Origin of the sequence: Staphylococcus argensis (genome assembly GCF_002902305.1) — a bacterium.
Lineage (GTDB): Bacteria > Bacillota > Bacilli > Staphylococcales > Staphylococcaceae > Staphylococcus > Staphylococcus argensis.
In genome coordinates, this window is the sequence record NZ_PPPX01000001.1 from 409,449 (window position 1) to 422,098 (window position 12,650).

General features: G+C 40.3%; 14 protein-coding genes. 4 read left to right on the forward strand and 10 right to left on the reverse strand.

The window, feature by feature from the left end; all coding sequences use genetic code 11:
* The first annotated feature begins 258 nt into the window (after nt 1–258).
* Together CD039_RS02160 and CD039_RS02165 are read left to right on the forward strand one after the other, a co-directional pair.
* Nucleotides 259–1,575, forward strand: a complete 1,317-nt coding sequence (locus tag CD039_RS02160; protein WP_103370935.1) for a Na+/H+ antiporter family protein — start codon at nt 259–261, stop codon at nt 1,573–1,575.
* Between the two features lie 24 nt (nt 1,576–1,599).
* Entirely contained in the window at nt 1,600–1,977 is a 378-nt protein-coding gene (locus CD039_RS02165) for a PaaI family thioesterase (protein WP_103370936.1), read from the forward strand.
* Between the two features lie 96 nt (nt 1,978–2,073).
* Here CD039_RS02165 and pbp4 read toward each other — a convergent pair whose 3' ends face one another.
* The 10 genes from pbp4 to CD039_RS02215 all read right to left on the reverse strand — a co-directional run bounded on the left by pbp4 (nt 2,074) and on the right by CD039_RS02215 (nt 11,267).
* Nucleotides 2,074–3,309, reverse strand: a complete 1,236-nt coding sequence (gene pbp4 / locus CD039_RS02170) for a penicillin-binding protein PBP4 (RefSeq protein ID WP_103370937.1) — start codon at nt 3,307–3,309, stop codon at nt 2,074–2,076.
* A 200-nt stretch (nt 3,310–3,509) separates the two neighbouring features.
* On the reverse strand, nt 3,510–4,658 hold the full coding sequence (locus CD039_RS02175) for an FAD/NAD(P)-binding protein (RefSeq protein ID WP_103370938.1): 1,149 nt from the start codon (nt 4,656–4,658) through the stop codon (nt 3,510–3,512).
* A 223-nt stretch (nt 4,659–4,881) separates the two neighbouring features.
* A complete protein-coding gene (locus CD039_RS02180; RefSeq protein WP_103370939.1) occupies nt 4,882–5,241 on the reverse strand; it encodes a Na+/H+ antiporter subunit G1 in 360 nt (119 codons plus the stop codon).
* Complete coding sequence (gene mnhF1 / locus CD039_RS02185) at nt 5,219–5,512, reverse strand: Na+/H+ antiporter Mnh1 subunit F (protein ID WP_002472263.1); 294 nt, start codon at nt 5,510–5,512, stop codon at nt 5,219–5,221. The genes CD039_RS02180 and mnhF1 overlap by 23 nt, the downstream gene beginning before the upstream one ends.
* Nucleotides 5,509–5,988: a Na+/H+ antiporter subunit E gene (locus CD039_RS02190; RefSeq protein WP_103370940.1), complete on the reverse strand. Its 480-nt coding sequence runs from the start codon at nt 5,986–5,988 to the stop codon at nt 5,509–5,511. Before CD039_RS02190 ends, mnhF1 begins: the two co-directional genes overlap by 4 nt.
* Nucleotides 5,989–5,990: 2 nt before the next feature.
* Nucleotides 5,991–7,487 (reverse strand): Na+/H+ antiporter subunit D, encoded by a 1,497-nt coding sequence (locus CD039_RS02195; RefSeq protein WP_103370941.1) that lies wholly within the window; start codon nt 7,485–7,487, stop codon nt 5,991–5,993.
* Complete coding sequence (mnhC1, locus tag CD039_RS02200) at nt 7,474–7,821, reverse strand: Na+/H+ antiporter Mnh1 subunit C (protein WP_002472192.1); 348 nt, start codon at nt 7,819–7,821, stop codon at nt 7,474–7,476. Before mnhC1 ends, CD039_RS02195 begins: the two co-directional genes overlap by 14 nt.
* Nucleotides 7,821–8,261: a Na(+)/H(+) antiporter subunit B gene (locus CD039_RS02205; RefSeq protein ID WP_103370942.1), complete on the reverse strand. Its 441-nt coding sequence runs from the start codon at nt 8,259–8,261 to the stop codon at nt 7,821–7,823. Before CD039_RS02205 ends, mnhC1 begins: the two co-directional genes overlap by 1 nt.
* On the reverse strand, nt 8,254–10,659 hold the full coding sequence (locus CD039_RS02210) for a Na+/H+ antiporter subunit A (RefSeq protein WP_103370943.1): 2,406 nt from the start codon (nt 10,657–10,659) through the stop codon (nt 8,254–8,256). The genes CD039_RS02205 and CD039_RS02210 overlap by 8 nt, the downstream gene beginning before the upstream one ends.
* Before the next feature lie 224 nt (nt 10,660–10,883).
* Nucleotides 10,884–11,267 (reverse strand): kinase-associated lipoprotein B, encoded by a 384-nt coding sequence (locus CD039_RS02215; protein ID WP_103370944.1) that lies wholly within the window; start codon nt 11,265–11,267, stop codon nt 10,884–10,886.
* Between the two features lie 65 nt (nt 11,268–11,332).
* Here CD039_RS02215 and CD039_RS02220 point away from each other — a divergent pair, with 65 nt between their 5' ends.
* Both CD039_RS02220 and ygs read left to right on the forward strand, forming a co-directional pair.
* On the forward strand, nt 11,333–11,929 hold the full coding sequence (locus CD039_RS02220; protein ID WP_103370945.1) for a peptidylprolyl isomerase: 597 nt from the start codon (nt 11,333–11,335) through the stop codon (nt 11,927–11,929).
* Nucleotides 11,930–12,182: 253 nt separating this feature from the next.
* Nucleotides 12,183–12,563, forward strand: a complete 381-nt coding sequence (ygs, locus tag CD039_RS02225) for a S1 domain-containing post-transcriptional regulator Ygs (RefSeq protein WP_002472261.1) — start codon at nt 12,183–12,185, stop codon at nt 12,561–12,563.
* The last annotated feature ends 87 nt before the right edge of the window (nt 12,564–12,650 follow it).

Here is a 12,650-nt window from a genome sequence, read left to right on the forward strand (position 1 = left end):
CCCTATCACATTAATCGCTCCACTCGCATTACAAATCAAATTCAAATTTAACCGCTCGCTTATCACCATCGCCGTTATAGATCAACGTGATGGCGATGAAGCGGGCTTTTAGCGCGTTGTAACTCATAGAATAGGCAACCTATCACACCTCACTCTCGCAAATATTCTGAAATAATGTTGACATTGGAGAAGCGAATTGATAGTATTACACCTATAACGCTTTAGTTCGATAATGTATTAAAGGGAGTGAATGTCAATATGGTTAATGCTGTAGTTGTTGCAGTTATTCTAATGATTGTCCTGTGTTTGTGCAGGTTAAACGTCGTCATCAGCCTATTTATCAGTGCGTTGGTCGGCGGACTCGTTGCGGGTATGTCAGTTGAAGACATCGTTACAGTATTTGGTAAAAATATTGTCGATGGGGCAGAGGTTGCTTTGAGCTATGCCTTGCTCGGAGGATTCGCCGCATTGATTTCATATAGCGGTATTACTGACTACCTCGTCAATAAGATTATTAAAGGGATTCGTGCAGAGAATAGTAAATTCTCACGCGTTACTGTCAAGTTAATTATTACGGTGGTACTCTTAGCACTTAGTATCATGAGTCAGAACTTGATTCCAGTCCATATTGCATTCATTCCTATAGTGGTTCCACCACTCATTAGTTTATTTAACGAACTGAACATGGACCGACGTCAAATTGCTTTAATCATTGGTTTCGGTTTATGTTTCCCATATATTCTTTTGCCTTATGGTTTCGGGCAAATCTTCCATCAAATTATTACGAAAGGGTTTGCGAAAGCAGGTCATCCCATCGATATTAACTTAGTGTGGAAAGCGATGATTATCCCGTCCCTAGGCTATATCGTAGGTTTAATCCTCGGTTTATTCTATTACCGTAAGCCACGTAAATATATCCAGAAGAAAGATTTAGATGAAATCGATGACATTGAAATCAAGCCTTACGTGCTAGGAGTGACGATTGTTGCGATTATCGCGACTTTTCTCGTACAAACCTTCACAGATTCAATGATCTTCGGTGCTTTAGCCGGAGTGCTCATCTTCTTTATCTCACGTGCTTACAAGTGGTCTGAGTTAGATAAAAAGTTCGTCGATGGCATTCAAATCATGGCCTATATCGGTGTCGTTATTCTCAGTGCAAACGGCTTTGCGGGTGTGATGAATAAGACAGGAGATATTTCATCACTCGTACATAGTTTAAGTACGATAGCAGGGGATAATAAATTATTGAGCATCATTGTGATGTATATTATTGGTCTCGTAGTAACATTAGGTATTGGATCATCGTTTGCGACAATTCCTATCATCGCGACATTATTTATTCCACTAGGTGAGTCACTAGGCTTGAGTACGATGGCGTTAATTGCTGTTATCGGTACAGCGAGTGCGCTCGGTGATTCTGGTTCGCCTGCGAGTGACTCGACACTCGGCCCAACAGCAGGGCTTGATGTAGACGGTCAGCACGATCACATTCGAGATACATGTATACCTAACTTTGTATTCTATAACGTACCTTTAATCATCTTTGGTACAATTGCAGCGATGGTACTGTAAATTATTAGAAAAGAGGCGTTGAAGATGACGAATATGTTAGAAACTTTAGGGATGAAAGTAGAGAAAGAATCTCACGGGCATATCATCGTATCTATGCCTGTGACAGACAAGGTGAAACAACCTTTTGGCTACCTGCACGGAGGGGCGAACCTTGCTTTAGGAGAAACAGCATGTTCAATCGGTGCAGCGCATATCATAGATACAGAACGTTATATTCCGCTCGGTTTAGAGATGAACGCGAATCACATTAGTTCAACTACAGAAGGCGTCGTTTATGCAGAGGCGACCATCGTTCACGAAGGTAAAACGACGCAAGTGTGGAATATTGATATCAAAGATGACACTGATCGTTTAATCAGTGTGATGAGAGGTACGATTGCGATTAAACAGCGCAAGAGATAAAAATATTAATAGTATACGAGAAGCGCCATTCTATCTTGAATCTGATAGCATGGCGCTTCTCTAAATATATGGATACTTAGCAGATACAAATACTCATTATAATTTTTTATACACTTTTACACCTATCAAAGCGATGATTCCAATAAGAATAAAGCCTAGAAGACCTAGTATCACTCTGACGCTTCCGCTAAAAAAATGAGATGATTCCTCAACTTTCACGGTCGGAAGATGTTTCTTTCCAATAAATTGACGGTCGTATTTCACATATAGATGATGATTCTTAGACACTTTCAAATCATATTTGCCTTTATCTTTCGGCACCACATCATATAAATCGTTCTTCACATTGTATTTCTTACCATCAATTGTATGTTCGCCTTTAGACATCACTTTCCGATACTCGTACTTGTGGAAAGCTTCTCGGGTAATCGCATTTGCGATTTTATGACGCGCATGCTCTGATTGGTCGCTCGGATAAGGCTGGACATTGAAGATGTTCGCATTTACACGCAGATGATCACGTTTCGCCGTTAAGACTAAGTTATAGCCTTCCTTACTTGTACCTGTCTTTAGTCCGTCAACGCCCTCCATATGTTGAGATTGATGTGGGAGCGACAGATTCGTATTATGTAATTTCTGATGATATTGCGTATCATCCTTTAATTTTGTGATTTTTAATACCTCAGGATGTTCGCGTAATAGATGATTGGTAAGCAAGGCCATGTCATGTGCAGTTGTATGAGATGTGCGCTCATTTTTATAACCTTTAGGCTCATAAAGGTGAATTAACTGATTATCTGCACCACTAGGGTTAGTAAAATGTGTGTGTTTCATGCCCAGAGCTTTGGCTTTAGCATTCATTCTATCCGTAAATTGAGAGACATCTCCATCGATATGTTCTGCTAACACTAAAGTTGCTGCGTTACTCGAATTCAAAGCTGCCTGTTTTAATAACTGTTCCACCGTGTAGGTTTGGCCTTTTTTGAGTGGAAAAGTAGTGAGATTGGGCAGTTCAGACATTTTTTGATATCTGGAAGTAATATTGACTTTATCGTTGAGCTTCACTTTTTTAGCTTTAATGTCATCGTAAACCACTAACATGGTCATTAATTTAGTAGTAGAGGCGGGCTCTACCGTTTTATCTTTATTATAGTCGTAAAGTATTTGCCCATCCTCTGTCGTAACCACCATACCTTTAGGATTAAATGACTTATCGAGTTGAACATGTTCTTTCTTTGACTCATCAACAGGCGTTTTAGCCGAAACAGAGTTGACGCAAACACTCATATTACATAAGAAAAATACCATTATAAGTAACGATAATTTTTTCATTGTAGGCTCCTCTTTTTGTAGTTTCTATATGCATGTCATTATATTATCAAAAACAACTCATTTAGTTAAATTAAATTAGTGATCATGTTTAATTTAGTTGTGAGAAAATGATATCTGAATAAAAAGAAAGTACTCCGTTTATCACTAATGCACGGTTAGAAAACCACATCCGCTTTACTCATCCTTTTACAAAATAAATGCTACGACGATAAAGCGACATAGCGTTTAAACGCTTGTCCTATACGCTGTGCAGCCTCGCGTCCACCCATAATATTGCGCGCGAAAGGACCTAACTCTAAATCCGCCAAAGCACCACTGACAAAAAGGCCAGGTAACCATTCAAGCTCATTTGAAATATGGGGCAAACCACAGTGGGCAACAGGAGCACAGTGTTCTAATATCAGACGTTGTAGGAAAGGGGCATTGAGAACTGCTTTCTCGAACCCTGTAGCTAGGAGGATGTGGTCATACGGTAGCCTTCCTTGTTGCGTGACAATATGATGATCTTCTAATCTCAAGTGCTCATTGATATGAATATGTAAATGTCCTTTACTCTCGGCTTTCTTCAACTTTAAAAATAAGTCTCGTGGTATTGACCCACGATGACGTTCGCGTTGGTTTACGAGATGACGTTTGTTCAGTGATAGTGTCTTGAATTGCGACATATATTTAGGGCCGAGCCAACCAGGGTCCGCATCGAAATCATTCACAGAGATCGGTTTGTTGAGCCAGAGATGGATAGGTGAATGTGATACTTCGTTTAACAAACGCAGAGTAAGATGTGCTGCACTCACACCACTCCCGATGATATGCGACGTAGACTCAGCATCGATGTCCTCGATGTCGAATACATGATCAACATCAGGTTGGTTGAGGTAATCTTTTGGAATATAAGGCCGATTAGTACTTCCACTTGCGATGATGACGAAGTGGCTTTCAAGTACACGGTAGTCTGCCAATGTGAGTTGCCAACCGTTCTTCGTAGGAGTGACATCTTTCACACTTCCTTTAACATGACTGTCATTCAACGCATAGTCATGGATTAGGTCATGTGTATGATCTAAGAACATCGCACGCTGAGGTCGTTGATAACGTCCATAATGTGATTCGGTATACTGATGTTCTTTCGCATAGCGATTGAGGTGGAAAGGGTCAGGGTGAACGTGGTGGACACATGGAGAGCGCAGGAAAGGCATTTCTAAACGTTCAGTGAATTTACGAAATTGCGCACATAAATTCTCATGAGGATCAATCAACCTTAAATCTCTAGCACTTAGGCCTAATTCACGTAATTGAATCGCAATGGTTACCGCTTGTATTCCTCCGCCAATAATCGTCCATTGTTTCATAGTGAAGAACCTCCTATTCTTAAATAGTAATCATTTTGATTTGTAAAATATACCACACATTTTTTAAAAGGACAAATTGGAAAGGGAAATAGCATATCTGGACGTCAACGCGAAGTGAGACTTTGCGCAATTCAAATGGGGATAAGGAGACAGAGGTAAGACCTACAATCCATCGCAATACAAAAAGCTCGCAGACGGAATCATTCCATCTACGAGCTTTAAATTACTCATCTTCGTGACCTTCGATACCTTTGCGTATCTCGTCACGTTTCGTACGATCAGTGTAAGGTGTCTTCAATTTGTAAGCGGATTGAATAATCAAGTGACTTGATAAAGGGCCGGTTATCAAGATAAATAGAATACCGATAATCAACTGCATGTTTACAGACCCTTCTTTACCAATAAAGAAGATAAACACACCGGTAAGCATGAGCATGGCACCTAATGTAGCCGCTTTACCAGCAGCATGCGCGCGAGAATAGACATCGTCGAGTCGCACGATACCTAAAGCGGCTAGGGCGCTAATGATCGCGCCGAGGACGACTAAGATTAATGCAATACTAATGAGTATCGTCTTGATCATGCTCAATCACCTTACCTTTATCCATATATTTCGCAAAGACAGCCGTACCTAAGAACGCAAGTATACCTATGAGTAGGATGACGACGACCATGTATTGAACGCCGATCAACATACTAAACAATGCGACGACGGCCATGAGTTGTAAGCCTACTGCGTCTATTGCAACGACGCGATCAGCGAGGGAGGGACCCAAGATGACGCGAATAAGCATCGCGAGCATGGATAAGACGACGATAACTAATGCGATAATAATAATAACTTTGTAACTCATCGTTCACCCACCTCTCTAACGACTTTCTCAAGTGAGGATTTGATTCCCTCGATTTCCTCTTCTTTCTCACCAAAATCAATCGCGTGAATATATATTTTCGTGCGATCATCACTTAAACCTACGACAATCGTACCTGGAGTTAATGTGATGAGATTAGATAATAGCACCACTTGCCAGTCTGTTTTTAAATCTGTGTTATATGTGAAAAATGCAGGTTCATTTTTCAATGATGGTTGCAACACGATGCGTATCACATCGATGTTGGCTTTGATGAGCTCAATGAGGAAGACACATATGAGCTTGATCACTTTATACAATGTGATGATATAGAATCGACCAGGTAAGACACTACGCAATAGATAGACGAGTAACAAACCGAGTATAAATCCTAGGAGGAAGTTATTGACTGTGTAACTACCTGTGACTAACAACCAGAACAACGAGAGTAATAAATTAATAACCACTTGTACTGCCATAATTACTTATCCCCCAATACACTATCGATATAGACACTTGGATCATAGAATGATGAGGCCGCTTCTTTGACCACTGGATAGAGCGCATCAGCCGATAATGCAAACACGACTGTACAAACGACAGCAACAATGGCCACAGTTAATAAGCCTCTATAACTTAATTTCGGATTGTACTCGTAACCGTGTGATTCACCAAAGAACCCTGATAAGAAAATGCGAATCACTGAATAAAGTACGACGAGACTTGAAAGTAGCACGACGATACCGCTCACGTAGAAGCCTTTCTCGAAAGTGGCTTGAACGATGTAATACTTACCGTAGAAACCACTTAACGGTGGAATACCAGCAAGACTCAACGCGGCGATAAAGAATGTCCACCCTAGAACAGGGTAGTGCTTGATCAATCCGCCATATCTTTTCAAATCATGTGTCTTCGTAATCTTAGCCATAATACCAATCAAGAAGAAGAGAGAAGCTTTTACTAGCATGTCGTGAATCGTATAATAAATGGCTCCCATCATACCAGATTGGTTCATCATCGCTACACCGACGAGAATGACGCCGACTGCAATCATGATGTTGTATAGAATAATCTTCTTCGTATCGTAAAAGCTCACTGCACCGACACAACCGAAGATAATCGTCAATAGTGCTAAGAAGAGAATGAGGTAGTACGCAAAGCTCGACGTGTCGTTAAAGAATAAACTACTTGTTCGAGCGATGGCGTAGACACCTACTTTCGTTAACAACGCACCGAAGAACGCGATAATTGCGACAGGTGGTGCATAATAAGCGCCAGGTAACCAAACATACATCGGGAAGGCGCCGGCTTTCGTTGCAAAGACGAAGATAAACATGATGTAGACGATATTTAATAATCCGCTTTGTTGTGCAGATAAGTGATTTAACTTTTCACTAATATCTGCAAGGTTGAGCGTTCCTACTACTGAGTAAAGAATACCGACTGCGATGACGAAGAAAGCTGAACTAGTCACGTTCACTAACACATATTTAATCGTCTCGCTGAGTTGAACTTTGGTACCTCCAATGACGAGTAGGATATAAGATGCAATGAGGAACACTTCAAAGAAGACGAATAAGTTAAAGATATCGCCTGTGATAAAGGCCCCAATGACACCTGTGATCATAAACATAATTGAGAAATAGTAATAATATGTTTCGCGTTCAATCCCTACAGATTTGTATGAATATAGAATGATAAGCAATGTCACGATTAAACTTGTAATGACGAGTAGGGCACTGAACAAGTCTTGGACAAATACGATACTGTAGGGTGCTTTCCAAGAACCTAACTCTAGCTTAATCGGACCGTTTCGCCACACATTGATAAAGTTGATAATCGCAAAGATTAATGTAATGAACGTCCCAATTAAAGCGACGTAGCGTTTGACTATTGGTCGCTTGCCAATAAATATGAGTAGGAGTGCGGTGAATATCGGTATGATTAGTAAACTGACGAGTAAGTTACTCGTGATCATCATCGTACACTCCTTTCATCGATTCAAGATTGTCTGTTCCTAGTTCTTTATAGCTACGAAAAGCTAGAACGAGGAAGAATGCAGTCACGGCGAACGAAATAACGATCGCTGTTAAGATGAGCGCTTGGGGAATGGGATCCACGTATGCTTTTGCACCGTGTTCGTAAATCGGCACGCCACCCTTTTTCAAACCACCCATAGTAATTAAGAATAAGTTTGCGGTATGTGTTTGTAACGTTGTACCGATAATGATGCGTATAATGCTCTTAGATAGAATCAAGTACACGCTCATGGCAGTAAGGATGCCACAAACAAAGATCATTAGTATTTCCATCACTCATTCTCCCCAATCGTTAAGATAATCGTCATGACTGTTCCAACTACTGCTAACATAACGCCGAGGTCAAAGAATGTCGCAGTGTGTAGGCCCATGGGTTTCAGTATGCCTAATGGAATGTCGAAAGGCTTGTGCGTGAAGAAGTTCTTATTGAACAACCAACTTGCCATAGGTGTGGCAGCACAGAAACACAAGCCGATACCGATGAGAATCTTGAAATCCCAAGGATAAATCTTGCGCATCGTCTTCACATCGAAAGCGACTGCGATGATGACGAGCGCACTTGAAAGGATGAGACCCCCAACGAAACCTCCTCCTGGTGTATAGTGACCAGCAAGGAAGAGAGAAATCCCAAACATCACGATAAGGAAGAAGATGAGAATGGCAGAATATTGAAAGATAATATTCTTGTTAGATTTATGAGATTGTTTATTCATTCTCATGACCTCCTTTCGTTTGGCGTTGATGTTTCGCTCTCAACTTAATCATCGTATAAACGCCGAGTCCTGCAATACCGAGCACAGATGATTCGAATAATGTATCGGTACCACGGAAGTCGACTAAGATGACGTTAACGATATTTTTACCATGAGCGAGATCGTGAACGTGCGCTTTGTAGAAAGCACCGATAGAGTTAAAGTGACGGTTACCATAAGCGATCAAGCCAAGGATAGTCACTACTGCACCCGTCAGAATTGAGATAATGGCGTTGGTTGACTTGAACGTCCGTGACTCATTGTGACGGTTTAAGTTTGGTAGGTAATAGAAACAGAGCAAGAACAATGCTGTAGAAATCGTTTCTACTACAAATTGTGTAAGTGCTAAGTCAGGCGCGTTAAAGAAGATAAAGAATATCGCGACTGAATAACCTACCGCACTAGCCATGATGATACTGAACAAGCGTGAACGCGCAAAGAGAATCATCGTAGAGGCGGTTAAGATAATTACCACGATGACGAGCTCATACGGTCGCACAGCACTCACATCTTTGAAGTTCAGTGTGAATGGTGATACGAAAAGTGTCACTGCTGCAATAACTATGAGTGAACCTAAGATCCATAAGAGGTTCGTACGCGTATAACCTGTGACATAGCTGTTCGTAAAGTTGGCTGAGTAGCTCGGAATATATTTACCTAAACTGTCGTACCATTGGTTAAACGTCAATGCTTTAGGTTGGGCTTGTAGTATTTTAACCCAATAAGCAAACGTCAAGATGAGCAGAATACCTACGATATAAATCACGAGCGTTGAGAAGAATGCAGGTGTAAAGCCATGGAAGAACTTGAATTCTGCTGTAATACCACTTGAATGAGTTATCGCGTTCGCTGCGGGTTCAATCAATGATGACGTCAACAAGTTGGGTGCGAAACCGAAGACGATGACGAGCACAGCTAAGATAATAGGTGAAATTAACATCAACGGTGACGCTTCATGCGCTTTCTTAGGCAACGCCTCTGGCTTGTGCTGTCCTAAGAAGATTTGTCCGATGAAACGCACAGCATAAACGAACGTAAAGATACTACCCACAATCGCAATGATAGGTAAGAGTATACCTAACGTATTGAGGCTAAAGATATTCGCTTGGGTCACATGAAGCATGCTTTCGATAAAGCTTTCTTTAGACAAGAATCCGTTAAACGGTGGAATACCTGCCATACTTAAAGCTGTGATAATCGTTAAAGTAAACGAGATAGGCATGATTGTCATGAGACCACCGAGTTTCTTCACGTCTCGTGTACCCGTGCTGTGATCGATGGCACCCGTAATCATAAACAGTGCACCTTTGAACGTCGCATGGTTAATGAGATGGAAGACAGCTGCTGTGTAAGCTGCAACATACAACGTACTATCTGAGCCGTTAAAATGATAGCTTACTGCGCCAATGCCGAGCATCGCCATGATCATACCGAGTTGAGAGACGGTTGAAAAGGCGAGAATACCTTTCAAATCGCGTTGTTTCGTTGCATTTAAAGATGCCCAGAACAACGTGATTAATCCGATTAGAGATACCGTCCATATCCAACCTTCAGAAACTGCAAATATCGGTGTCATTCGTGCAATAAGATAGAGCCCAGCTTTAACCATCGTTGCAGAGTGCAAGTAAGCACTAACAGGTGTAGGTGCTTCCATAGCATCAGGTAACCAAATATAGAATGGCACTTGCGCCGATTTCGTTATTGCCCCAATAATAATGAGTACCATTGCTAGAATAAAGAATGGACTTTGCTGAATATCATCTGCTTTTTCCACTAAACTATGTATACTTGTCGTATTACCTGCTAGTGAGATCAAGATGAGTCCGCCAAGTAGGGCGAGTCCACCTAACACGGTAATGATGAGTGATTTTTGAGCACCATAAATCGATTTCTGCTTTGTTCTCCAGAATGAGATCAGTAAGAAACTGGAGAATGAAGTTAACTCCCAGAATAGATAAAGAATAATCACATTATCGGAGAGAACTACACCGAGCATGGCTCCCATAAACAAGAGCAAGTAACAATAGAAGTTGCCGAGTTGTTCACTTTTATCTAAATAGCCGATAGAGTAAAGCACAACCAGACTTCCGATTCCTGTAATGAGTAAACTAAATAACAGTCCTAACCCATCGACATGCAAGTCGTAGTTCATACCGAAGCGTGGCATCCAGTTCAAATGCGCTAAGACATTATCCCCTGAGGATGTACGCGAAATATACGTTAAGAAATAAATAAATAAGACAACCGGTATCGGTAAGACGAACCAACCGAGATGGAGTCGTTTATGAAACCGGTAAATGATTGGTATGATAACAGCAAATATTAAAGGTAGTAAGACTGCTATATGTAACCAACTCATTCTATTCCCTCCTTCAATATCTCTGTCATTTCAAATTACGCGTTTAAAACTCATGAATAGTTTGAAATCTTCATGGTAAAGCAATATAAATGCCAACGGTAATCTGACGATGAAGTGTTATAGATATATTATACAATAATGCCTGAATTAAGAAAAACCAGGCTCTAAATCAACTTTCAATTCATTACTTAATTGAATTATATCGTCACAAATTGCTCACTAAGCTATTTAAATTCGCACTTATATTGAATCGCATAATCTTCTTTCAAATTATCCAATTTCTCTAATGATAAGCGCGCGTGCTCTGTGTCACGTGCCTTAAGTTTGTCTTCTAAAGCTGTAATTGCACGTTGCAGTGATGCTTCATATGATAGTGGTTCTTCGTCGAAAGGTTTGAGTTGAGAAGGACTAGTATAGCGCTTTTCAAAGTGACTCAATGCTTTACGTTCATGGAAGAACACACCTTCTGTTTCTTTCGGATTATGCAAGTCTCCTTGTTTCGGATGTTTGATGACTTGTTCGACTTGTACGAGCACTTGATTGTCATTCTCTTCTACTACGCTGACGCCGTACACGCCCGTTTTATGTGCAAAGCGATATAACTTCATATGCGACTCCCTTTCATTTTATGATAAAATACAGTTATTATCTTAACATGAAATGGAGAATTAAAATGACTGAGTATCCTCAATTAAATAAAGAAATTCATGAAGGCGAAATTAAAGTTGTTATGCAGACAAATAAAGGCGATATGACCTTTAAACTTTTCCCAAATATTGCACCTAAGACAGTGGAGAACTTTGTGACACACGCGAAAAATGGTTACTACGATGAGATTACTTTCCACCGTGTGATTGAAGACTTTATGGTACAAGGTGGCGACCCGACTGCATCAGGCATGGGTGGCGAAAGTATTTATGGGGGACCATTTGAAGATGAGTTCTCTGATAAAGCGTTCAACTTATATGGTGCACTTTCTACGGCAAATGCTGGCCCAAATACAAATGGTTCACAATTCTTTATCGTTCAAGCGAAAGAAGTACCTGAATCTATGTTGAGTCAATTAGCTGATGGAGGTTGGCCTCAACCTATCGTCAAAGCTTACGCGGACAATGGCGGTACACCATGGTTAGATCAACGCCACACAGTATTTGGCCAAATTGTTGAAGGCGAATCAACATTAGAAGACATTGCACAAACGAAAGTAGGCCCACAAGATAAACCGCTTTATGATGTAGTGATTGAACATATTAATGTAGAAGAAGCGTAATGCGCTATGTTGTAGAGCGTTTGACGTAATAATTAAATAGTTGTAAAAGTGCAGAAGCGGTTGTGCGTTTCTGCGCTTTTTATTTGAGCATAATTCAATTTAGAGTGAGACTGCTGCCCGATTATTTTGAATTAAAAGGAAACGTATTTAAATTTCTGAAAAAAATCACAATATTTTTAGTCTAATATTAGTTTCTTGATATGGTTTTGTGCTATTATAAAAATGGTACTAAATCGAATAAGGGGTTATTACGTTGAACGCATACTATAAAGCAGGTCAACATATTAAAGTTCGTGTGACTGGAATTCAACCGTATGGCGCATTTGTTGAAACCCCTGATAATACTGAAGGTTTAATTCACATATCCGAAGTGATGGACGATTATGTGCATAACTTGAAGAAATTTTTATCACCTGGACAAGTTGTCAGAGCGAAGATTATTTCTATCGACGAAGAGGGTAAGCTCAACTTGTCGTTAAAGGATAATAAATATTTTAAAAATTATGAGCGTAAAAAGGAGAAACGTTCAGTATTAGATGATATTAAAGAAACCGAGAAATATGGGTTTCAAACAATTAAAGAACGCTTGCCGGTTTGGATTAAACAGTCCAAGAAAGCAATTAAAGAAGAATAGCTTAATGCGCAGGGCACTATCACTTTTAAATTGTGGTAGTGCTTTTATCTTTTGAATAAAGACTGAGAGGGTAAAAACGCTCAAAAT

Excerpts from the sequence above, each read along its gene's own strand:
- CD039_RS02160 (WP_103370935.1), top strand. The coding sequence starts at position 259 with ATGGTTAATGCTGTAGTTGTTGCAGTTATTCTAATGATTGTCCTGTGT.
- CD039_RS02210 (WP_103370943.1), bottom strand. The coding sequence starts at position 10,659 with ATGAGTTGGTTACATATAGCAGTCTTACTACCTTTAATATTTGCTGTT.
- CD039_RS02180 (WP_103370939.1), bottom strand. The coding sequence starts at position 5,241 with ATGATCAAGACGATACTCATTAGTATTGCATTAATCTTAGTCGTCCTC.
- CD039_RS02195 (WP_103370941.1), bottom strand. The coding sequence starts at position 7,487 with ATGATCACGAGTAACTTACTCGTCAGTTTACTAATCATACCGATATTC.
- mnhF1 (WP_002472263.1), bottom strand. The coding sequence starts at position 5,512 with ATGAGTTACAAAGTTATTATTATTATCGCATTAGTTATCGTCGTCTTA.
- CD039_RS02165 (WP_103370936.1), top strand. The coding sequence starts at position 1,600 with ATGACGAATATGTTAGAAACTTTAGGGATGAAAGTAGAGAAAGAATCT.
- CD039_RS02175 (WP_103370938.1), bottom strand. The coding sequence starts at position 4,658 with ATGAAACAATGGACGATTATTGGCGGAGGAATACAAGCGGTAACCATT.
- CD039_RS02220 (WP_103370945.1), top strand. The coding sequence starts at position 11,333 with ATGACTGAGTATCCTCAATTAAATAAAGAAATTCATGAAGGCGAAATT.
- CD039_RS02215 (WP_103370944.1), bottom strand. The coding sequence starts at position 11,267 with ATGAAGTTATATCGCTTTGCACATAAAACGGGCGTGTACGGCGTCAGC.
- CD039_RS02205 (WP_103370942.1), bottom strand. The coding sequence starts at position 8,261 with ATGAATAAACAATCTCATAAATCTAACAAGAATATTATCTTTCAATAT.
- mnhC1 (WP_002472192.1), bottom strand. The coding sequence starts at position 7,821 with ATGGAAATACTAATGATCTTTGTTTGTGGCATCCTTACTGCCATGAGC.
- CD039_RS02190 (WP_103370940.1), bottom strand. The coding sequence starts at position 5,988 with ATGGCAGTACAAGTGGTTATTAATTTATTACTCTCGTTGTTCTGGTTG.
- pbp4 (WP_103370937.1), bottom strand. The coding sequence starts at position 3,309 with ATGAAAAAATTATCGTTACTTATAATGGTATTTTTCTTATGTAATATG.